The organism is Kushneria aurantia DSM 21353 (assembly GCF_000382245.1).
Taxonomy (GTDB): domain Bacteria; phylum Pseudomonadota; class Gammaproteobacteria; order Pseudomonadales; family Halomonadaceae; genus Kushneria; species Kushneria aurantia.
This window is the reverse complement of the sequence record NZ_KB907890.1, coordinates 14,638-34,434: the sequence shown is the minus strand read 5'-3', so window position 1 is coordinate 34,434 and position 19,797 is coordinate 14,638. Positions and strand designations below refer to the sequence as shown.

The following is a 19,797-nucleotide window of genomic DNA, read 5'->3' as shown; positions in this document are numbered from 1 at the left end:
GTGGTCAGGTCGAGGGCATCACACACTCGCTCTCTGGCAACAGCAGGTCACGATCGCCGAAATCAGCCGGGCAGAGCGCCCGCGAATCGACAATACGCGCCGCCAGCCGTGGCAGCAGTGACATGTCGGGGCGCAGGTCCTGCGGCTGGCGCGGCGTGACTGCCTGCCACCCGTTATCTTCGCGCTCGGCGACCACGAAGGCAAAGAAATAGCTGCCCGGAAAGCCCATGCGCAGATCGGTGATCAGCAGTTGGTCATCGGCTGCCGAAATGCGCCAGAAGGGTGCCGAAAACCACGCCAGCCGCTGCCCTGCCCACAGATCGACGGCGCTGTCGTAGTCGACCTGCGGGCGCCGGAAGAGATCGAAGCGCGGCGCCTGGTCGCCGTCGAACAGACTGACCAGCGCCTCCAGCTGACGCCCGTCGTCGATCACCGTTACCCGCCACACCAAAGTGTTGAAGGGCGTTGGCTGGACCATCACCGGGCGGTCGACCAGGTCACGCTCGATCAGCGTTGGCGTAATGTGATCGATCACTGCAGCCTTCGCCGATATGGCAAAACCGAGGTAAAGCGTGGAGAGCGCCAGTCCCGCCAGCGGCGCGCGTCCCGGTCGGCCGCGTATCAGCATGACGATAACGGCGATCAGCAGTGGCAGGGTATAGAGCGGGTCGATAATGAAAAACAGCGGCCAGGCCGTGGGTGGCGGCGCCAGCGGCCACATGAGCTGGGTGCCGTAGGTGGTGCAGGCGTCCAGCAGCGGATGCGTGATCAGGCACAGCCACCAGAACCACCACCACCGGCGTGCCGGGATGTCGCGGGCCCGTGGCAGCCGGCTGCATATGAGCGTGGCGAGTGCCGCCACCCCGGTCAGCACGAACAGCGAGTGGCTGAAACCGCGATGAAAGGTATAGTCGGCCACTGCGTTGCCGTAATCGATGAAACTGTCGAGATCCGGCAGCGTGGCGGTGACCGCGCCCAGCACTACCGCGCGGCGTCCCAGCCGCCTTCCCAGCACTGCGCCACCAATAGCGCCGCCGAGGCAGGCCTGTGTCAATGAATCCATGCCTTTTATGTCCTGCTGATCGGGGAGTGCGTTATCTGTGCCATCGAACCGGCGTTGATGGTGTTACCGTCCATGACGGCTGTGCTCGAGCCTGGAATCGAGCAAGACGCCATTTACCATAGCATGCCAATATTGATGCGGCTTAAGGAGAGCAGTATGGCGCTGGAGCAACGCCAGCGACAGGCCTTTCGAGAGCTCGCCCGGCCGGTGGCAGCCGCACCTTCAGGTTCTATCCGCTGCCGCACCCTTCGCCGCTCAACCAGACCTGGTATCGCCGCTTTCCGGGGCTGCTGGCGCAGCGTCTCGAACAGCTCGATGTGCGCCCGGACAATCTCAACCTGTGAACGGCTCACGGTCCAGCTATCCTGCAGGACAAGGCGGGCGAAAAGCCTGCCCATCACGACGCCTTTAAAGAAAGCTGGAGAGACCATGCAATATCTACACACCATGCTGCGAATCACCGACATCGACCAGTCGCTGCACTTCTTTTGTGACCTGCTGGGGATGAAGGAGGTGCGCCGCAAGGAGAGCGAGAAGGGGCGCTTTACCCTGATCTTTCTGGCTGCCGACGAGGATGTGGCATCCTCCAGCAAGCACCAGTCGCCGGAACTCGAGCTGACCTGGAACTGGGACCCGGAGGAGCTTTCAAAGGATGCTCGCAATTTCGGCCATCTGGCCTACCGGGTAGATGATATCTACGCCACCTGTCAGCGCCTGATGAACAACGGTGTGACCATCAACCGGCCGCCCCGTGACGGCCACATGGCCTTCGTCAAAACGCCCGACGGGATTTCCATCGAGCTGTTGCAGAAGGGCGATGCGCAGGCGGCGCAGGAACCCTGGGCGTCGATGGAGAACACCGGCAGCTGGTAGGTTCGGCAACGTGAGGGGCGCCTCGTGGCGCCCTTTGAGGCTGCCGATAAAGTAATTCAGATCGGGACAAGCCTTCCACGAGGGCGCTATAAACCCCTCCCTGGGCGCTAAATTCGCCATCCCTGGCGAATAACCCTCGTTTCAGGCTATCCCGATCCTTGCGGCCATACCGCCAGCAATAGTGCTATCAGGTTTGTCATCGATCTGCCGGACGCCTCACGGCGCCCCTTGCACCAACTTCACAGCAGCGGCTACAGCGCCTCAATGGTGCGCCGCTGGGCCAACAGGGTGTCGCGGCTGGCGCGGGCCTCATCGAGCTTGCCGCGCTCTTTCTCGACCACCTCGGCGGGCGCCTTCTGTGTAAAGCTCGCGTTGCCGAGCTTTTTCTCCACGCCTGCCATCAGCTTCTCCTGCTTGCCGATCTCGCGATCCAGGCGCGCCAGTTCGGCGTCGCGGTCGACCAGCCCGGCCAGCGGCACGTGCAGTTCGAGACTGCCGACACGCTGCACGGCGGCGGCCGGCACTTCCTCGGGAGCGGCGAAATGGACCTCCGAGAGCCGCGCCAGCCGGCTCAGAAAGCGGGCGTTGTCGTCGAGGCGGCGGCGGTCGGTGTCGTCGCCGTGGGTCAGCAGCAACGCCAGCTCACGGCCGGGCGCGATATTGAGCTCGGCGCGGATATTGCGGATCGCCACGATCACCGCCTTGAGCCATTCGATGTCGGCTTCTGCCTGCTCATCGATGCGCGCTGCATCGCATACCGGCCAGGGCTGCACCATGATCGAGCTGCCGTGGTGGTCAATATCCACACCGGCCAGCAGCGACACCTTCTGCCAGATCTCTTCGGTGATAAAGGGCATCATCGGATGCGCCAGTCGCAGGATCGCCTCCAGCACTCGCACCAGCGTGCGGCGCGTGCCGCGACGCGCTGCCATGCTCGCCTCGCTGTCCCACAGCACCGGCTTGGAGAGCTCCAGGTACCAGTCGCAGTAGTCGTGCCAGATAAAGTCGTAGAGGGCCTGACTGGCGAGATCGAAGCGGTAGTCGTCCAGCGAGCGGGTCACCTGACGCTCGACCTGCTGCAGACGCGAGATAATCCAGCGGTCGGCGAGCGACAGCGCTACCTCGCCATCCGCGCCGCAGTCCTCGCCCTCGGTATTCATCAGCACGTAGCGGGCGGCGTTCCACAGCTTGTTGCAGAAGTTGCGGTAACCCTCCAGCCGGCCCGGATCGAACTTGATATCGCGCCCGGTGGTGGCCAGCGACAGAAAGGTGTAGCGCAGCGCGTCGGTGCCGTTGGGCTCGATACCCTCGGGGAATTCGGCGCGGGTGGCTTTGGTGATCGCCTTCGCCTTCTGCGGCTGCATCATGTTGCCGGTGCGCTTCTCCACCAGGCTTTCCAGATCGATGCCGTCGATCAGGTCGATGGGGTCGAGCACGTTGCCCTTCGACTTGGACATCTTCTGCCCCTGGCTGTCGCGCACCAGGCCGTGCACATAGACCGTTTTGAAGGGCACCTCGCCGGTGAACTTCAGGGTCAGCATGATCATCCGCGCGACCCAGAAGAAGATGATGTCGAAACCGGTCACCAAAGTGCTGGTGGGGTGGAAGGTGGCAAGCTCCGGCGTCTGCTGCGGCCAGCCCAGGGTGGCAAAGGTCCACAGCCCCGAACTGAACCAGGTATCCAGCACGTCGTCGTCCTGATGCAGCGCTACCCCGGGTTCGAGACCATATTTCTCGCGCGCCTCTTCTTCGCTACGTGCGACATAGAAGGCGCCGTTTTCATCATACCAGGCGGGAATGCGATGCCCCCACCAGAGCTGGCGCGAGATGCACCAGTCCTGTAGATCGCGCATCCAGGCGAAATACATGTTCTCGTAGTTTTTCGGCACGAACTGAATGTCGCCGTTCTCGACGGCGGCAATCGCCGGTTTGGCCAGGCTTTCGACGGCGACGAACCACTGATCGGTAAGCCAGGGTTCGATCACCACCCCGGAGCGGTCGCCGAAGGGCTGCATGATCTTCTTGCTCTCGACCAGCGGCTGCTGGCGGCCCTCTTCATCGCTGACGGTGACCGCCAGGCCCTCGGCGGTGATCGCCTCGACCACGCGCGCGCGCGCCTCGAAGCGATCCAGGCCGCGCAGCTCCTCGGGCACCAGATTGACCTGCGCCACGTCGTCGAGCGGCTCGCCGCGGGCAGCACGTGAGGCGAGCGCGGCGCTCTCTGCATAGGAGAGGCCGTCGCTGCGCATATGGGCGTGGCGGTCCATCAGATTGTAGAGCGGAATGGCGTTGCGCTGGGCCACCGCGTAGTCATTGAAGTCGTGGGCGCCGGTGATCTTGACCGCACCGGAGCCGAACGCCGGATCGGGGTAGTCATCCTCGATGATGGGAATCAGGCGGCGCTGTGCCTTCGGCCCCACCGGAATTTCGCACAGCCTGCCGACCAGCGGCGCGTAGCGCGCGTCATTCGGGTTCACCGCCACCGCGCCGTCGCCCAGCATGGTCTCCGGACGGGTGGTGGCGATCGAGATATAGTCGCGCTGCTCGCGCAGGGTGACATTGCCGTCCGCATCGCGCTCGATGTATTCATAGCTTTCGCCGCCGGCCAGCGGATACTTGAAGTGCCACATATGGCCGTCGGTCTCGCGGTTTTCCACCTCCAGATCGGAGATCGCGGTGGCCAGTGCCGGGTCCCAGTTGACCAGCCGCTTGCCGCGATAGATCAGCCCTTCATCGAAAAGACGCACGAAGGCCTCGCGTACCGCCCGGTAGAAGCCGTCGTCCATGGTGAAGCGTTCGCGGCTCCAGTCGATGCTCGACCCCATGCGCCTGAGCTGGTGGGTGATATGGTCACCGGATTCCTGCTTCCACTCCCAGATGCGTTCGATGAAGGCCTCGCGGCCCAGATCGTGACGACTCTTTTGTTCCTCGTGGGCCACCTTGCGCTCGACCAGCATCTGAGTGGCGATACCGGCGTGATCGGTACCGGCCTGCCACAGCGTGTTGCGCCCCTGCATGCGCCGATAACGGACCAGGGTATCCATCAGCGTGTCCTGGAAGGCGTGGCCCATGTGCAGGCTGCCGGTCACGTTGGGAGGCGGGATCATGATGGCGTAAGGGTCGCCACTACCGCGCGGTGCGAAATAGCCGCGCCCCTCCCAGTGCTGATACCAGGTGCTTTCGATCGATTCGGGCTGATAGGTCTTTTCCATGAAGAGGCTCGGTCCGGGGTGCTGAAATTCGCAACGGCCGCCTGAAAGCGGCGAAATACCATCGATTATAGCGCCGGCAAGCGGTGGCCGTCATGGCGGGGTAGGCATTGTCGACAATTGAGCGGTGGTTCTAAAGATTGTCGTCACTGAGTCGATAGACGGATTGATACTAAAGTCGCATGCCATGCGCCGGTATGCTGCCAACATCCATCCCGACACAAGATCAGGCCGCTTTTTCATGAATGCTTCACAAGCTGCATTACCGCAGGCGCAGTACGCCACAAACAATCCTTCAGCCGCAGGCAGCGCTAATCGAACCCGTCGGGAGCTGACACTACGACGGCAAATGTTGATCGGTCTGGGAGTAATGTGGCTGGTTCTGCTTGTCACGCTGACAATCAATGCGAGCCAATTGCACGGTGCACTGGTGACCGAGCGACGCATGCAGTTGGTCGAGGCGGTAGAAATGGCAGAAAGCCTTGTTCAGCACTATCAGGACATGGCGCAGCAGGGCGTCATGGAGCAGCGTGCCGCGCGTGAGCAGGCGCTGGACGCGCTACAGAATTTACGCTACGGCAACGGCAATTATGTGTATGCCGTCAGCAGCGATCTGCATATCCTGGCCCATCCCGAACGTCCACGTGGTCAGGATGTCTCCAATGTGACCGGGGGCGACGGCAGTCTGCTGTTTCAGAACGTGATCGCCGCCGCTGGAGAAGGCAGTGGATTTGTTGAGTACCGTTCCAATTTTTCCCGCGATGGCAAGGATAACCTCTCCGTATTGGCCTTCGTGCAACATGATCGCGACTGGGATATGTACCTGGTAAGCGGCATGTTCATGGGGGACATCAACAATATCGTGATGGCCCGTCTACTGCAGTCAACACTGGTGATACTGATCGCCGGTGTGCTGCTGACGATGCTGTTCTGGTGGGGAATGCGTCGTATCCTGAGCCGGCTGGGTGGTGAGCCCGGTCGTGCCGCTGAAGTGGTCAAGCAGATCGCCGGGGGTGATCTGAGCGCCCACATCACCCTGCGCAAGGGCGATCGTGGCAGCCTGCTGGCCGATATCAGCACCATGCGTGACAATCTTGCCGAACTGGTTAAATCGCTGCAGCAGACCGGCGGCAGGGTGGACCAGGGGGCCGAAGAGCTGTCTTCCGGCAACCAGGAGCTGTCGCAACGTACCGAGCAGCAGGCGGCGGCGCTCGAGCAGACTTCCTCCAGCATGGAGCAGATGACCGCCAGCGTGCGCCAGAGCGCCGATAACGCCGCCCGTGCTCGCCAGCTGACCGGTGAAGCGGCTGATACCTCCAGCGCCGGGCAACAGGCGATGAGCGAGGCGGTGAGCGGCATGGAGGAGATTACCGCCAGCGCCGAGCGTATCGGCGAGATTATCTCGCTGATCGACAACATCGCCTTTCAGACCAATATTCTGGCCCTCAACGCCTCGGTCGAAGCGGCGCGCGCCGGAGAGCACGGCCGCGGCTTCGCGGTGGTGGCCAATGAGGTGCGCAGTCTCGCTAACCGCTCTTCGAATGCGGCGAAGGATATCCGTGAACTGATCGAGGCGTCCGGTCAGCACATCGAGGGTGGCTCGCAGCGGGTGCAACTCGCCAGTGAGCGGATGCAGGAGATCGACAGCCGGATTCAGCGTATCAACGACCTGCTCGAAGAGATCGCTGCTGCCGGTCGAGAGCAGAGCAGCGGCATCGAGCAGATCAACGACGCCATCAGTCAGATGGATCAGAATACTCAGAAAAACGCGGCCCTGGTGGAGCAAACGGCCGCCTCCGCAGCGGAGATGAGCAGCAGTGCCGGTGAACTCTACGGCGTTACGCAGCGCTTTCGTGTCGAGCGTCAGAGCTGAACTGCTAGCCACCGCCAATGCGGTGGCTCTCTACCTCATAGCCGCGCTCGCGGTAGGCCTGCCAGCAGGCACGCTTGGCGGAGAGCACCGTCTGCTGCTGAGAGATGATCTCCGCCACTCTGGGAAAGCGTGAAAACCAGTCGGGGATATCGGGATGCAGGTTGAGCAGCGCTTCGATACCCGGCGGTGGCGCGGCATCCTGCCAACCCAGCGTTACCGGCGCCGGCGGCAGGCGCTGATCGTCCAGCCGCACATGAGGCACGAAGGCGTCATGGCGGAAGGTCCACAGGCGGTCGTCGAGGCCGGCCGCCATTGCCTCGTCCTCGCAGTGCAGATGCAGCCGGTAGCCCTTGCGGTAGATGGTCTCCGCCAGCCGGCAGGCGAAGTCGAGCCGCGCCTCGGCCGTAGTGGCGGAGAGTACATAGAAGTCGATGCGGGTCATGACCGTGTGAGCGAATTATCCATTGGTTCGCCTGTAGAATGCCGTTAAAAAGCCCGCGCCGATCAGCAGGCTACCGCCCGTACGGTTGGCGATACGCTGCAGGCCGGGCTGTCTGATTTTCTGGCGTGCCGATGAGGCGAGCAGGCCATACAGCGCGGCGTTGAGCGCGCCCAGCGAGACGAAGGTGATTTCCATCAGGGCGATCTGCGGCAGCAGTGGCAGCCCCGGATCCATGAACTGAGGCACGAAAGCGATAAAAAACACAAGGCTCTTGGGGTTGAGTGCGGTCACCGTAAAGGCGTGACCGAAAAGTCTCGCTGATTTCCCTGTAATGGCAGGGCCTGCACCTTCGTCGTGAAGGGTGGGTGCGGTACGCCAGAGTTTGATGCCGAGGTAGATCAGATAGCCGGCGCCCAGCCACTTCAGCAGCGTAAACAACGTTGCCGAAGCTGTCAGTAGCGCCCCCAGTCCGGCCATCGAAGCGCTCATGGCAACCAGATCGCCCAGGGCGACACCGGCGACCGTCGCGGCGCCCGCCCGACGGCCATGACTTAACGCATGAGAGATGACCAGCAAAATGGTGGGGCCCGGAATCGCCAGCATGATGGCAGAGGCGATAGCAAAAGCAAGCCAGTTATCCATGGACATGGTGAATGTTCCTTTATCGGTATCCCTTAATGCTTCTCCGACCCTGGCAATGTGTGCTTCAGAGGCCTGCCAGTGAAAACTCCAGAGCCGATAGAGCGCCCTGACCTCCTGCATGTCATCGGCCAGCAACAGAGCAGCGGAGGAGCCATGAGACAGATAGTCGTTGTGTGGGCGCTTACACCCCGCCGTCAATGTCCAGACACGCGCCGGTGGCAAACGACGCCTCGCCGCCGGCCAGCCACAGAATGCCGTGGGCGATTTCGTCGGGTTCACCGGCGCGCCCCATGGGAATCGCCTGGCTCGATTTCTCGGGCTTGTCCGGGTTGCCGCCGCTGGCGTGAATTTCGGTGTGCACCACGCCCGGGCGTACGGTGTTGACGCGGATGCCTTCGGCCGCCACCTCTTTCGCCAGCCCCTCGGTAAAGGTGTCGATGGCGCCCTTGGAGGCGGCGTAATCGACATATTCGCCCGCGCCGCCGCGGTGCGCGGCCGCCGAGGAGATATTGACGATAGCGCCGCCCTTGCCGCCGTGGCGTGTCGACATCCGCTTGACCGCCTCCCGCGCGCAGAGGAAGGGGCCGGTGATGTTGATGCGCATCATGCGCTCGATACGCTCGGCGCTCATCTCGTCGAGGCGGGCGATCCGGTCGATCACGCCGGCATTGTTGACCAGCACGTCGAGCGTGCCCAGTTCACGGTCGACGGTTTCGAACAGGCGCACGATATCGGCCTCATGGGCCATGTCCGCCTGTACTGCCAGCGCCCGGCCGCCGGCTGACTCGATATCGCTGACCACCTGCTCGGCGGCCTCGCGATTGCTGACGTAGTTGATGGCCACCGCATAGCCGCGCGCGGCGGCGAGTTTCGCGGTGGCGGCGCCGATGCCGCGGCTGGCACCGGTAATGATCATGACGCTCATGGGCGGTTGGCTCCTTTTGAAAAACGTTGCCGGTTGAAAAACGTTGCCAAAAAGTCGGGTTCAGGCCAGCCGGGTCAGCCAGCCGTGACGATCCTCGGCGCGACCGTACTGGATATCCAGCAGCTGCTTGCGCAGCGATTTGCCCACTTCGCCACCGCTGCCCTCGGCGCACACCAGCCGATCATCTTCGCTGATCAGCTCACCCACCGGGGTTATCACGGCGGCAGTGCCGCAGGCGAACACCTCACTGATCTCACCGGAGCGCACGCCTTCGCGCCACTCGTCGATGCTGATGGCGCGCTCTTCGGGCTGCAGGCCGTCGTCGGCGGCCAGCTGCAGCACCGAGTCGCGGGTGACGCCCTCCAGAATCGTGCCGGTCAGCGCCGGCGTGACAATGCGGCCGTCGCGGAAAACGAAAAAGAGGTTCATGCCCCCCAGCTCCTCGACCCATTGGTTCTCCACCGCATCGAGAAAGGCAACCTGATCGCAGCCGTGCGCCTCGGCTTCCTTCTGGGCGGCCAGCGAGGCGGCGTAGTTGCCGCCGCATTTGGCCGAGCCGGTGCCGCCGCGGGCGGCGCGGTTATAGTGCGACGACAGCCAGATCGACACCGGCTTGACGCCGCCCTTGAAGTAGGCCGCCGCCGGTGAGGCGATGACGTAGTAGTCGACCTGTTTGGCCGGCTTGACGCCGAGGAACTTCTCGCTGGCGATCATGAAGGGGCGCAGATAGAGGCTCGACTCCTCCGCCTCGCTGGCCGGCGTGGGTACCCAGTCAACATCCTGACTGACCAGCGCCTTCAGCGAGGCGATAAAGGTGTCGCTGTCCAGCTCCGGCAGCGCAAGCCGTCGTGCCGAGGCCTGAAAGCGGGCGGCGTTGCGCTCCGGGCGAAATGTCCATACCGAGCCGTCGGCGTGACGATAGGCCTTGACCCCTTCGAAGATCTCCTGGGCGTAGTGCAGCACCGAGGCAGCCGGGTCCAGCGTCAGCGGACCATAGGGGCGCACCATCGCACTGTGCCAGCCGTCGTTGTGGGTCCAGCGCACGTGCACCATATGGTCGGTGAAGTAGCGACCGAAGCCCGGGTTGGCCAGAATCTCCGCGCGAATTCTCTCTTCGGTGGGGTGGGCAGTGGGGCGCAGATCGAATTGCTGGGTAGACACGGTCGGTTCTCCGTCGATAGGGCTTGTCGATAGGGCTTGAAAGAGCATGCGGACGCCGATCGGGGCGCCCGGCACATCACAATTGGCGAAATTCAAGAATGGCACAGCCGCAGTGCGGCAACAAAGCGCTGCAGCGTTATTCGGCGCTTGCCTCGCAGTCGAGCAGATACTGGGTCAAAAGCCCCACCGGGCGGCCGGTCGAGCCCTGCTTGCCGCGCCAGGCGGTACCGGCGATGTCCAGGTGGGCCCAGCGGTAGCTGCCGCTGAAGCGCGACAGAAAGCAGCCGGCGGTGATGGCACCCGCCTTGCGCCCGCCGATGTTGGCCATGTCGGCATAGCGCGACTCCAGCTGTTTGTCGTACTCCGCCCACAGCGGCAGCTGCCAGGCGCGGTCGCGTGCGGTGATGCCGGCTGCCAGCAGGGCGTCGGCGAGCGCCTGGTCGTTGGCCACAAGACCGCTGGCGTGATCGCCCAGGGCCACCATGCAGGCGCCGGTGAGCGTGGCAATATCCACCACCGAAGCGGGCTGATAGCGCTCGACGAAGGTCAACGCATCGGCCAGCGCCAGCCGCCCCTCGGCGTCGGTGTTGAGCACCTCGACGGTCAGCCCCTTGAGGGTCGTGATGATATCGCCGGGCTTGTAGGCATGGCCGTCGGGCATGTTCTCGGCGGCGGCGATAACCCCGACCACGTTGATTTTCGGGCGCAGCGCGCCGATCGCCTTCATGGCGCCCATGACACCGGCGGCGCCGCCCATGTCGAACTTCATCTCGTCCATGTCGGCGCCACCCTTGATCGAGATGCCGCCGCTGTCGAAGGTGATGCCCTTGCCCACCAGCACATGGGGGGGCTGTGACTCGTCGGCGCCGCGGTATTCGATCGCGATCAGTCGCGACGGCTCGGCACTGCCGCGACCGACCGCCAGCAGCGCACCGGCCCCCATCTCCTCCAGCGCCTGCTCGTCAAGAACGCTGACTTCGAAGCCGGCTTCGCTGCCCAACAGCTGCGCCTGCTCGGCCAGATAGCGCGGGGTGCAGACGTTGCCCGGCAGCTCACCCAGCTCCCGCGACAGGTTGATACCGGCACCGGTCGCTGCGCCCACCCGGGCGCCTTTCTCGACATCGCGGGCGGCGCCGGCGTCGCTGACGATCAGCGACAGCCTGTTGAGTTGAATCGGCTCGCTCTTTTTCGAGCGGAAGGTGTCAAAACGCCAGCTGGCGCGCAGCGTGCACTCGGCGATCATGCGCGCCTTCCAGGCGCTGTCGCGCGGGCCCGTCTGGCGGTCGAGCATGACGATCGCAGCCTCTTCAACGGGCAGCTTGAGCAGCGCCGCCAGTACTGCATCCAGGGCGCGGCGAAAGGCTTCCTCGTCGAAGGCGTCCGGCTCGCCGCAGCCCACCAGCAGCAGGCGGTCGGTATTGAGGCCGGGGGCAAAGGGCAGGAGCTGGACGTTGCCGGTGGTCGGGTCGAAGTCTCCACGCTCCAGCAGCTGGCCGATCAGCCGCTCGCTGGCGTCGTCGAGACGCGCGCTGGCGGGCGGCAGGTCGCCGCTTTTGAATACCGGCACGATGATGCAGCCGGTATCGACCCTGGCCGGGTTGGCGGTGAGAACGGGAAATTCCATGATGTCTCCGGGACAATGCGCTGGGTATTGGCGATAATGCCTGCCCTGACGAACAGGCGCTTGTGCCTGTCCCCATGGTAAACGAATATCGGTGTTGTTGTGGCAGGGTCATGACCATGCGGGGCAGTGCAGGCCTGAAAGCGCCGGCAAGAGATCGATACGGGTAAAGCAGGTACAGGGAGTTACTGTTTGATCGTTTTTCGCTACCTGATGCGCGAGATACTGACGACCATGGTGGCCGTTACCGGCATTCTGCTGCTGGTCATCATGGGTAATCGCTTCATTCGCTATTTCAGCGACGTCGCCGAGGGCGATTTTCCCGCCACCCTGCTGGGCAGCCTGATGCTGTTTCACCTGCCGGGATTTGTGCAACTGATTCTGCCGCTGGCCTTTTTTCTGGGCATTCTACTGGCTTACGGGCAGCTCTATCTCAACAGTGAAATGACGGTGTTGAGCGCCTGCGGCATAAGTCCTGTGCGCCTTTTGGGCGCTTCCTGCTGGCCGGCGCTGCTGGTGGCGCTGGCGGTGGCGCTGTGCAGCCTGTGGCTGACCCCGCTGGGACTTTCGCAAAACGAGCGCCTGCTCACCGAGCAGCAGCAGCGTGCCGATTTGAGCGCGCTGGCGCCGGGGCGCTTTCAGTCGTTGGGAGGGCGTACGCTCTATGCCGAGGGCCACAGCGACAACAACAGCCGCCTGCAGAATGTCTTTATTGCCGAGCGCCAGCGCGGCGAGCAGGGGCAGCGTGTCGAGGTATTGACCCGCGCCGAAAGCGGCTACCAGGCCACCGACGAGGAGACCGGCAGCCGTTTTTTGGTGCTCTCCAACGGCTCGCGGGTAAGCGTCACGCCCGGCTCGCCGGCGCTCGAGCGGTTGCGTTTTGATACCTATGCGTTGCGCCTGGAGGACAGCAGCGCGCAGATGACGCTTGACGATGTCGAGCTCGAATCGACCGCTGCGCTGCTGCGTGCCGACAGTCGCGAGGCCAGCGCCGCTCTGCAGTGGCGTTTCTCGCTGGTGCTGATGGTGCTGGTATTGACCATGATCGCGCTGCCACTGTCGCGCGCCAATCCGCGTCAGGGGCGCTTCGCGCGGATACTGCCGGCGATCATGCTGTACGTCGCCTACATGAGTCTGCTGCTGGCGGCGCAGGATGCCATCGCCGCCGGTCAGCTTTCCGCCGCCATCGGGCTGTGGCCGATTCACCTGCTGTTTGCGCTGATCGGCGCAGGGCTTTTGTGGCGCAGCGGAGGGCTCAGATAATGTTCAACCGACTGGATCGCTATATCGCCCGTAACGTGCTGGCGGGCATGCTGATTGTCCAGGTGATCATCCTCGGGCTCGATTTCATCATCAGTTTCATCAATAACCTGGGCGATGCCGAGGGCGACTATGGTAGCGCGCAGATGCTGGTCTACGGCGTGCTGCAGCTGCCCTGGCGCTTTTACGAATTCGCCCCGGTGAGCGTGCTGATCGGCGCACTGGTGGGGCTGGGGGCGATGGCCTCGAGCAACGAGCTGACCGTGATGCGCGCGGCCGGCTTCTCGCTGTGGCGCATCCTGGTCGGCGTGATGAAATCACTGGCACTGGTGGTGATCGTGATCATGCTGATCGGCGAATTTGCCGCACCACGTACCCAGATGATTGCCGAGTCGTATCGTACCGAGCTGCAGGGCGGCAGCGTGGCCAGTCACCGTGGCGGCTGGCAGCGCGAGGGCGACAGCTTCTATCGCTTCGGATCGATCCGCGCCGACAACACCCTGCTCGATTTCAACCGCTTTCGCTATCAGCAGGGCGAGCTGGTGGCGGCCACCCACGCCGATCGGGCAGTGCTGCAGCCGGATGGCAGCTGGCAGCTGGAAAACGTCGAGCGCACCACTATCGGCGATGACACCACCAGCGCCGAACGCTTCGACACCCTTGCCTGGAGTACCTCGCTCGACCCCGATCTGCTGCGCCTGATCATCACCGACAGCGACACCCAGTCGATGCGCGACCTGTGGCGCTACGGACAATACCTCAACGCCCAGGGCACTCGCGCCGACGACACCTGGCTCTACTTCTGGCAGAAGGCACTGTTGCCGTTGACCCTCGCCTCGCTGGTGATTATTGCCGCCTCCTTCGTGTTCGGCCCGCTGCGCACGGTGGCGGCCGGCACCCGGGTATTCTACGGCACCATCGTGGGGCTGACCTTCAAGTACGTGCAGGATCTGTTGGGGCCGGCGGCGATCATCTTCGGCTTCTCGCCGATCTGGGCGATCCTGGTGCCGATGCTGCTCTGCTACGGCATCGGGCTCTGGCTGCTGCGGCGTGCCGGCTGATCGCCGCCTGTCGATAGGCGGCCGGCTCCTGGACCAATGAGCGATTGTGACGCTCCTGCGCGGGTGCCATCCTGGCAGGCGCAGCATTGTCACTTTGCGGCCTGTCCAGGAGGTGTGTGATGAAGTACGCAAGACCCGGCAGCCCCGATTCGAAAGTCAGTTTCCGTCAGCGCTACGACAACTTCATCGGCGGCGAGTGGCGCGCGCCGGTGGAGGGGCGCTATCTCGACAACATCACCCCGGTAACCGGCGAGGTGTTCTGTCAGGTGCCGCGCTCCGGCCGCGCCGATATCGATCTGGCCGTTCAGGCGGCACAGAAGGCGGCACCCGGCTGGGCGGCAACGCCGGTGGCGGAGCGCGCCGGTATCCTGCTCAAAATCGCCGATCGTATCGAGGAGAACCTCGAAACGCTGGCGGTGGCCGAGAGCTGGGATAACGGCAAGCCGATCCGCGAGTGCCTGGCGGCGGATATTCCGCTGCTGGCCGATCACTTTCGCTATTTCGCCGGCTGCATTCGCGCTCAGCAGGGCGGCATCAGCGAGATCGACGGCCAGACCGTGGCTTACCATTACCACGAGCCCTATGGCGTGGTGGGGCAGATCATCCCCTGGAATTTTCCGCTACTGATGGCCGGCTGGAAGCTGGCGCCGGCACTGGCGGCGGGCAACTGCAGCGTGCTCAAGCCCGCCGAGCAGACGCCGGCCTCGATCGGTGTGTTGCTGGAACTGATCGGTGACCTGCTGCCGCCCGGCGTGCTCAACGTGGTGCACGGCCCGGGTGAAGAGGCCGGCGAGGCGCTGGCCAGCCACGAGGGTATTCGCAAGATCGCCTTTACCGGTTCCACGCCGGTGGGCAGCCATATCATGGGGCGTGCCGCCGAGCGCATCATTCCCGCTACCCTGGAGCTGGGCGGTAAATCCCCCAACGTCTACTTCGAAGACGTGCTGAGCCACGGCGAGGCCTTTGCCGACAAGTGCGTCGAGGGGCTGATGCTGACCTTTTTCAACCAGGGAGAGGTGTGCACCTGCCCGTCGCGGGCGCTGATTCATGAAGCGGTCTACGACGAACTGATGGCGCGTCTCATCGAGCGGGCCAAACGGCTGAGGTTCGGCGATCCGCTGGACAGCGACACCGAGATGGGAGCTCAGGTGTCGAAAGAGCAGTTCGACAAAATTCTCTCCTACATGGAGATTGGCCGTGCCGAAGGCGCCGAATTGCTGCTGGGCGGCGAGCGCGCTCGGGTTGCAGGCGAGTATGAAAACGGCTTCTACGTGCAGCCCACCATCTTCCGCGGCCACAACGACATGCGCATTTTCCGCGAGGAGATCTTCGGGCCGACGCTTTCAGTGACCACCTTCAAAACCGAGGCGGAGGCACTGGCGATCGCCAACGATACCGAATTCGGCCTCGGCGCCGGCGTCTGGACCCGTGACATCAACCGCGCCTGGCGCATGGGCCGCGGCATTCAGGCCGGCCGGGTGTGGACCAACTGCTACCACCAGTACCCGGCTCATGCCGCCTTCGGCGGCTACAAGAAGTCGGGCATCGGCCGCGAGACCCATCTGGCCATTCTTGGCAGCTACCAGCAGCTTAAATGCCAGCTGATCTCCTACAGCGATGATCCCGCCGGCCTCTACTGAGCGCGACCCGCCCCGAAAACGACATTGACGTCATTGGCAACGAAGAAGAGCGGCCAACGCCGCTCTTCTTCAATTTTTTATTTGACGTAAATGAAAATATTTCGCATATTCCCTTCAGCGCTTGTCATGAGAATCATTTGTATTCGTCAGTTGGAGGGGAGTGATGTACGTCTGCATGTGCAAGAAGGTCACCGATCGTCAGCTGCGCCAGGCGGTGGCGCAGGGCGCCTCCAGCTTTGGCGAAGTATCACGTGAGACACGCTGCTCGACCCAGTGCGGCAAGTGCACCTGTCTTGCTCGCGAGATCGTCGACGACGCGCTGCTGGCGCAGTTCGGCGCCACTCATCCGGCGGCGCAACGCTTTGACGAACTGGCCTATGCGGTGGGATAGGGTCAGCTTTTTTGCCGGAAACTGCTAACCGTTTGAATTCGCTGATGATAAACTCTCTCATCGGCGTTTTTTTATGTCTGCGGGTGTCGAAATTACGCCCCTTTTGATGGATACTGACCGAACAATTGTGGCGCTTGTGCGCCAGAAAAGGATGACCTGACCGGCGGAGACCACATCATGAAGGGCGATCCTCACGTTATCGAACACCTCAACAAGTGCCTCGGCAACGAGCTGGTGGCGATCAACCAGTACTTTCTGCATGCGCGCATGTACCGCGACCGCGGTCTGCATGCCCTGAACGACTGGGAGTACAAGGAGTCGATCGAGGAGATGCAGCACGCCGATACTTTGATCGAGCGTATTCTGTTTCTCGAAGGCCTGCCCAACCTGCAGGATCTCGGCAAGCTGCATATCGGCGAGAACACCAAAGAGATGCTGGAGTGTGATCTGCATATCGAGCACGAGGGGCGCAACGACCTGCTCGAGGCGATCCGCTACTGCGAGTCGGTGAGCGACTTCCCCAGCAGCGACATGCTCAAGAAAATCCTCGCCGATGAAGAGGAGCACATCGACATCATCGAGACCGAGCTGTCGCTGATCGAGCAGGTGGGGCTGGAAAACTACCATCAGCGCCAGATGCGTGCCGCCGACCAGCCGCGCGAGGGCGAAACGGCGACCTGATCGCACCGCCTCTCCGGCTTGTATCGACAGGGCCGCGCCACTTTTCAGAGGTGCGGCCTTTTGCGTGTGCGATGCGCGCAGCGCGTCATCAGAAATGCCGGATCAGGCGGAAGCGGGCCACCGCCTCGCCGTCGATCTCGACCGTCTCCATGAACATGGCCAGCGGCCGCACCCAGAGGCCGAACTCGCCGTACAGGGCGCGATAGACCACCAGCGCCTCCTCGGTCTCGCTGTGCTGCGCCACGCCCATCACTTCGTAGTCGCTGCCCTTGTAGTGGCGGTAGATGCCCGGCGGCAGTGCGGTCTGCGGGGTATGGGGCATGATCACTCCTGTTCACTATCGGCGGCGGCCGGGGCTTCGGCGCGCTCGCCGCGGGCGATGATGTTGTCGATGGCGTGGCTCACGGCGGCGAAGCCGAAGGCGCCGGTCACGAAGGTTGCCGAACCGTAGCCGGCGCTGCAGCCCAGCCTCAGCGCCTCGCCATTGGGCGGGCGCGTATTGCACACCTCACCGGCGCCATCCGGAAAGCGGCGCTGCTCGGGCGAATAGACGCAGGGCAGCGAGAAACGCCGCTTCGGGTTGCGGCTGTAGCCGTAGTCGCGGCGCAGCCGGCTGCGCACCTTCGCCAGCAGCGGGTCGTGTTCGGTGCGGGTCAGATCGGCCAGGGTGATGCGGGTCGGATCGGTCAGCCCGCCGGCGGCACCGGTGATGGTAATGCCGATGCGCCGGCGGCGGCAGTGGTCGATCAGCGCGCACTTGGCAGCGGCGTGGTCGATGGCATCGATAACGTGGTCGCAGTCTTCGGGCAGCATGCGCGCGATGTTGTCGGGGGTAACGAACCCCGGCAGTTCGCGTACCTCGAGCCAGGGGTTGATCAGTCGGCAGCGCTCGGCCATCACCGCGGTCTTGGGGCGGCCGACGGTGCCGTCGAGGGCATGCAGCTGGCGGTTGATGTTGGTCACGCAGACATCGTCAAGGTCGATCAGGCTGAGGCGCTCGAAACCGGAGCGCGCCAGCGCCTCGACGCTCCAGCTGCCCACGCCGCCGATGCCGATCACCACCACATGGGCACGGCGCAGGTGGGCCACGCCGCGCTGGCCGTAGAGGCGGCGCAGGCCATCGAAGCGGGCGGCGAAATCCGCCTCATGGCGCGGGTCGAGGGGGGCCGTGGGAGACCGAATAGGGTCGTTCATGGTGTCGAGGGTTCACGCTCGGTTCGATGGATGGCAGGCGCCTCATCGGAGACGCTGACGCTGTCCGGAGGCAGATGCCCCGACCAGCCGAAATGTGTCAGCAGTGCGGCGAAGTCCGCCTCGGGAGCGGCGCTGACGCTCATCCAGCGGCCGCTGACGGGGTGGTGAAAACCCAGCCCCACGGCGGCGAGCAGCAGCCGGCCGGCGTCGAGGTGATCGCGAAAGAAGCGGTTGTGTACGCCCTTGCCGTGCTTGGCATCGCCGATGATGGGGTGGCCACAGCCGCTCAGATGGCGACGGATCTGGTGGCGGCGGCCGCTCTCCGGTCGCGCCTCCATCAGCGAATAGCGGCTGGTAGGGTAGCGGTCGATGCGCACCGGCAGTTCGACGCTGTCCAGCCGCCGCACCCGAGTCAGTGCCGGCTGGGCCGGCATCTGCGCCTTGGGTCGTGGCCCCTCTTCGTCGCGCAGCGGCCGATCAAGGGTCGCTGCCTCCGGGCCGATGCCACGCACCACCGCCAGATAGCGCTTATCGACGCGATGTTCGCGAAACTGCCGGTTGAGCGCCGAGGCCGTATCGTCATCGAGGGCGAACAGCAGCGCCCCCGAGGTGGGGCGGTCGAGGCGGTGCACCGGGTAGACCCGCTGCCCGAGCTGATCGCGCAGCGTCTGCAGCATGACCCGCCCGGCATGGCGCGCCATGGCGCTGCGATGGACCAGCGCGCCGGAGGGTTTGTGCACCACCACCAGGTGGTCGTCACGGTAGAGGATCGGAATCAATCCGCTCATCGGCTGCGTCGCAAGGAGAACTGTCGAAAGGGAAAGGGCCACTATTGTCGGGTCTCGAGCCCGGGCTGTACAGGCCCCGGCGTGTCTCGTCGGCGCCTGTCTGGTAATATCGCAGCCGCGCTCGTGGTCGAGCAGGCGACAACTCGAGGGCAACATTGAGTGAATGAAATCCTGAACAGGGCGGCGTCTTTTGGCCGCCTTCCCACTGCTGCGGAGAGAAGTGATCAATGTCTCGCCTGGTTGTGCTGACCGGCGCCGGAATCAGCGCCGAAAGTGGTATTAAAACCTTTCGCGACGGCGATGGCCTGTGGGAGAACCACCGGGTCGAGGATGTCGCGACCCCGGAAGCCTGGGCCCGCGATCCGCACACCGTGTTGAAGTTCTACAATCAGCGCCGTGCTCAGATGCGCGCCGCCAACCCCAACGCCGCCCACCTGGCGCTGGCCGAGCTGGCGCAGGATTTTCGCGTCAGCATCATTACCCAGAACATCGACGACCTGCACGAGCGTGCCGGCTCGCGCGACGTGCTGCATCTGCACGGCGAACTGCTCAAGGCGCGCTCGACCCGCGACCCTCGGCTGGTCTATCGCCTCGATGACGACCAGAACATCGACATGGGCGATCACTGCGACAGCGGCTCGCAGCTGCGCCCGCATGTGGTGTGGTTCGGCGAAAACGTGCCGCTCTACGCCACCGCCTGCGATATCGTCGCCGAAGCCGATCTGCTGCTGATTGTCGGCACCTCGCTGGCGGTGACGCCGGCGTCGATGCTGCTCGATGAGGCGCCGCTCGACGCACCGCGCGTGCTGGTCGATCCGGGCGCGGCGTCGCTGGTCAGCAACGGTGTGGTGCCCATCTGTGGCAGTGCCACGCGTGGCGTGCGCCATCTGTGTGATTTCTGGCACCAGCAGGGCCGGCTGGTGAAGCCCGCGGCGGTGGATTTCGACACCGCCTGACAGCGCCCGTCGGCGCC

The 19,797-nt window shown here is 63.8% G+C and carries 18 protein-coding genes; 8 read left to right on the top strand and 10 right to left on the bottom strand.

What is annotated here, in order from left to right:
- Positions 1-4 precede the first annotated feature (4 nt).
- On the bottom strand, positions 5-1,063 hold the full coding sequence (locus H146_RS0115815) for a metal-dependent hydrolase (RefSeq protein ID WP_019952865.1): 1,059 nt from the start codon (positions 1,061-1,063) through the stop codon (positions 5-7).
- Between the two features lie 429 nt (positions 1,064-1,492).
- Between H146_RS0115815 and H146_RS0115805 the strand changes: the two genes are divergently transcribed.
- Positions 1,493-1,936: a VOC family protein gene (locus H146_RS0115805; RefSeq protein WP_019952863.1), complete on the top strand. Its 444-nt coding sequence runs from the start codon at positions 1,493-1,495 to the stop codon at positions 1,934-1,936.
- A gap of 251 nt (positions 1,937-2,187) precedes the next feature.
- On the opposite strand, the gene H146_RS0115800 is transcribed toward H146_RS0115805, so the two are convergent.
- Positions 2,188-5,148 carry a valine--tRNA ligase gene (locus tag H146_RS0115800; RefSeq protein ID WP_019952862.1) on the bottom strand — a complete coding sequence of 987 codons (2,961 nt, stop codon included), beginning with the start codon at positions 5,146-5,148 and terminating at the stop codon, positions 2,188-2,190.
- A gap of 367 nt (positions 5,149-5,515) precedes the next feature.
- On the opposite strand from H146_RS0115800, the gene H146_RS0115795 reads away from it, so the two are divergent.
- On the top strand, positions 5,516-7,018 hold the full coding sequence (locus H146_RS0115795; RefSeq protein WP_169433493.1) for a methyl-accepting chemotaxis protein: 1,503 nt from the start codon (positions 5,516-5,518) through the stop codon (positions 7,016-7,018).
- A 4-nt stretch (positions 7,019-7,022) separates the two neighbouring features.
- On the opposite strand, the gene H146_RS0115790 is transcribed toward H146_RS0115795, so the two are convergent.
- The 5 genes from H146_RS0115790 to H146_RS0115770 form a co-directional block, all read right to left on the bottom strand.
- The gene (locus tag H146_RS0115790; RefSeq protein ID WP_019952860.1) at positions 7,023-7,460 is read right to left on the bottom strand and encodes a DNA polymerase III subunit chi; all 438 of its coding nucleotides are present in this window, start codon (positions 7,458-7,460) and stop codon (positions 7,023-7,025) included.
- A 15-nt stretch (positions 7,461-7,475) separates the two neighbouring features.
- Positions 7,476-8,108, bottom strand: a complete 633-nt coding sequence (locus tag H146_RS0115785; RefSeq protein WP_019952859.1) for a LysE family translocator — start codon at positions 8,106-8,108, stop codon at positions 7,476-7,478.
- A 175-nt stretch (positions 8,109-8,283) separates the two neighbouring features.
- The gene (locus H146_RS0115780; protein ID WP_019952858.1) at positions 8,284-9,027 is read right to left on the bottom strand and encodes a glucose 1-dehydrogenase; all 744 of its coding nucleotides are present in this window, start codon (positions 9,025-9,027) and stop codon (positions 8,284-8,286) included.
- 60 nt (positions 9,028-9,087) lie between these two features.
- The gene (locus tag H146_RS0115775; protein ID WP_083920908.1) at positions 9,088-10,236 is read right to left on the bottom strand and encodes a branched-chain amino acid aminotransferase; all 1,149 of its coding nucleotides are present in this window, start codon (positions 10,234-10,236) and stop codon (positions 9,088-9,090) included.
- Between the two features lie 88 nt (positions 10,237-10,324).
- Positions 10,325-11,812: a leucyl aminopeptidase gene (locus H146_RS0115770; RefSeq protein ID WP_019952856.1), complete on the bottom strand. Its 1,488-nt coding sequence runs from the start codon at positions 11,810-11,812 to the stop codon at positions 10,325-10,327.
- 189 nt (positions 11,813-12,001) lie between these two features.
- On the opposite strand from H146_RS0115770, the gene lptF reads away from it, so the two are divergent.
- The 5 genes from lptF to bfr all read left to right on the top strand — a co-directional run bounded on the left by lptF (position 12,002) and on the right by bfr (position 16,842).
- Positions 12,002-13,072, top strand: a complete 1,071-nt coding sequence (gene lptF / locus H146_RS0115765; protein WP_019952855.1) for an LPS export ABC transporter permease LptF — start codon at positions 12,002-12,004, stop codon at positions 13,070-13,072.
- On the top strand, positions 13,072-14,130 hold the full coding sequence (gene lptG / locus H146_RS0115760; protein WP_019952854.1) for an LPS export ABC transporter permease LptG: 1,059 nt from the start codon (positions 13,072-13,074) through the stop codon (positions 14,128-14,130). Before lptF ends, lptG begins: the two co-directional genes overlap by 1 nt.
- A 119-nt stretch (positions 14,131-14,249) precedes the next feature.
- On the top strand, positions 14,250-15,770 hold the full coding sequence (locus H146_RS0115755) for an aldehyde dehydrogenase family protein (protein ID WP_019952853.1): 1,521 nt from the start codon (positions 14,250-14,252) through the stop codon (positions 15,768-15,770).
- Between the two features lie 175 nt (positions 15,771-15,945).
- Positions 15,946-16,161 (top strand): (2Fe-2S)-binding protein, encoded by a 216-nt coding sequence (locus H146_RS0115750; RefSeq protein ID WP_342664565.1) that lies wholly within the window; start codon positions 15,946-15,948, stop codon positions 16,159-16,161.
- Positions 16,162-16,338: 177 nt separating this feature from the next.
- A complete protein-coding gene (bfr, locus tag H146_RS0115745) occupies positions 16,339-16,842 on the top strand; it encodes a bacterioferritin (RefSeq protein WP_019952851.1) in 504 nt (167 codons plus the stop codon).
- An 88-nt stretch (positions 16,843-16,930) separates the two neighbouring features.
- Here the strand turns inward: bfr and H146_RS0115740 are convergent, their stop codons facing one another.
- The 3 genes from H146_RS0115740 to H146_RS19640 are packed head-to-tail and all read right to left on the bottom strand — an operon-like array spanning position 16,931 to position 18,824.
- Positions 16,931-17,164, bottom strand: a complete 234-nt coding sequence (locus H146_RS0115740; protein WP_019952850.1) for a DUF1653 domain-containing protein — start codon at positions 17,162-17,164, stop codon at positions 16,931-16,933.
- A 2-nt stretch (positions 17,165-17,166) separates the two neighbouring features.
- Entirely contained in the window at positions 17,167-18,036 is an 870-nt protein-coding gene (locus H146_RS0115735; RefSeq protein ID WP_019952849.1) for a tRNA threonylcarbamoyladenosine dehydratase, read from the bottom strand.
- The gene (locus H146_RS19640; RefSeq protein ID WP_156826858.1) at positions 18,033-18,824 is read right to left on the bottom strand and encodes a pseudouridine synthase; all 792 of its coding nucleotides are present in this window, start codon (positions 18,822-18,824) and stop codon (positions 18,033-18,035) included. Before H146_RS19640 ends, H146_RS0115735 begins: the two co-directional genes overlap by 4 nt.
- Positions 18,825-19,051: 227 nt before the next feature.
- Between H146_RS19640 and H146_RS0115725 the strand changes: the two genes are divergently transcribed.
- Positions 19,052-19,780 carry an SIR2 family NAD-dependent protein deacylase gene (locus H146_RS0115725; RefSeq protein WP_019952847.1) on the top strand — a complete coding sequence of 243 codons (729 nt, stop codon included), beginning with the start codon at positions 19,052-19,054 and terminating at the stop codon, positions 19,778-19,780.
- Positions 19,781-19,797: the final 17 nt, after the last annotated feature.

Excerpts from the sequence above, each read along its gene's own strand:
- H146_RS0115815 (WP_019952865.1), bottom strand. The coding sequence starts at position 1,063 with ATGGATTCATTGACACAGGCCTGCCTCGGCGGCGCTATTGGTGGCGCA.
- H146_RS0115805 (WP_019952863.1), top strand. The coding sequence starts at position 1,493 with ATGCAATATCTACACACCATGCTGCGAATCACCGACATCGACCAGTCG.
- H146_RS0115800 (WP_019952862.1), bottom strand. The coding sequence starts at position 5,148 with ATGGAAAAGACCTATCAGCCCGAATCGATCGAAAGCACCTGGTATCAG.
- H146_RS0115795 (WP_169433493.1), top strand. The coding sequence starts at position 5,516 with ATGTGGCTGGTTCTGCTTGTCACGCTGACAATCAATGCGAGCCAATTG.
- H146_RS0115790 (WP_019952860.1), bottom strand. The coding sequence starts at position 7,460 with ATGACCCGCATCGACTTCTATGTACTCTCCGCCACTACGGCCGAGGCG.
- H146_RS0115785 (WP_019952859.1), bottom strand. The coding sequence starts at position 8,108 with ATGTCCATGGATAACTGGCTTGCTTTTGCTATCGCCTCTGCCATCATG.
- H146_RS0115780 (WP_019952858.1), bottom strand. The coding sequence starts at position 9,027 with ATGAGCGTCATGATCATTACCGGTGCCAGCCGCGGCATCGGCGCCGCC.
- H146_RS0115775 (WP_083920908.1), bottom strand. The coding sequence starts at position 10,236 with ATGCTCTTTCAAGCCCTATCGACAAGCCCTATCGACGGAGAACCGACC.
- H146_RS0115770 (WP_019952856.1), bottom strand. The coding sequence starts at position 11,812 with ATGGAATTTCCCGTTCTCACCGCCAACCCGGCCAGGGTCGATACCGGC.
- lptG (WP_019952854.1), top strand. The coding sequence starts at position 13,072 with ATGTTCAACCGACTGGATCGCTATATCGCCCGTAACGTGCTGGCGGGC.
- H146_RS0115755 (WP_019952853.1), top strand. The coding sequence starts at position 14,250 with ATGAAGTACGCAAGACCCGGCAGCCCCGATTCGAAAGTCAGTTTCCGT.
- H146_RS0115750 (WP_342664565.1), top strand. The coding sequence starts at position 15,946 with ATGTGCAAGAAGGTCACCGATCGTCAGCTGCGCCAGGCGGTGGCGCAG.
- bfr (WP_019952851.1), top strand. The coding sequence starts at position 16,339 with ATGAAGGGCGATCCTCACGTTATCGAACACCTCAACAAGTGCCTCGGC.
- H146_RS0115740 (WP_019952850.1), bottom strand. The coding sequence starts at position 17,164 with ATGCCCCATACCCCGCAGACCGCACTGCCGCCGGGCATCTACCGCCAC.
- H146_RS0115735 (WP_019952849.1), bottom strand. The coding sequence starts at position 18,036 with ATGAACGACCCTATTCGGTCTCCCACGGCCCCCCTCGACCCGCGCCAT.
- H146_RS19640 (WP_156826858.1), bottom strand. The coding sequence starts at position 18,824 with ATGAGCGGATTGATTCCGATCCTCTACCGTGACGACCACCTGGTGGTG.
- H146_RS0115725 (WP_019952847.1), top strand. The coding sequence starts at position 19,052 with ATGTCTCGCCTGGTTGTGCTGACCGGCGCCGGAATCAGCGCCGAAAGT.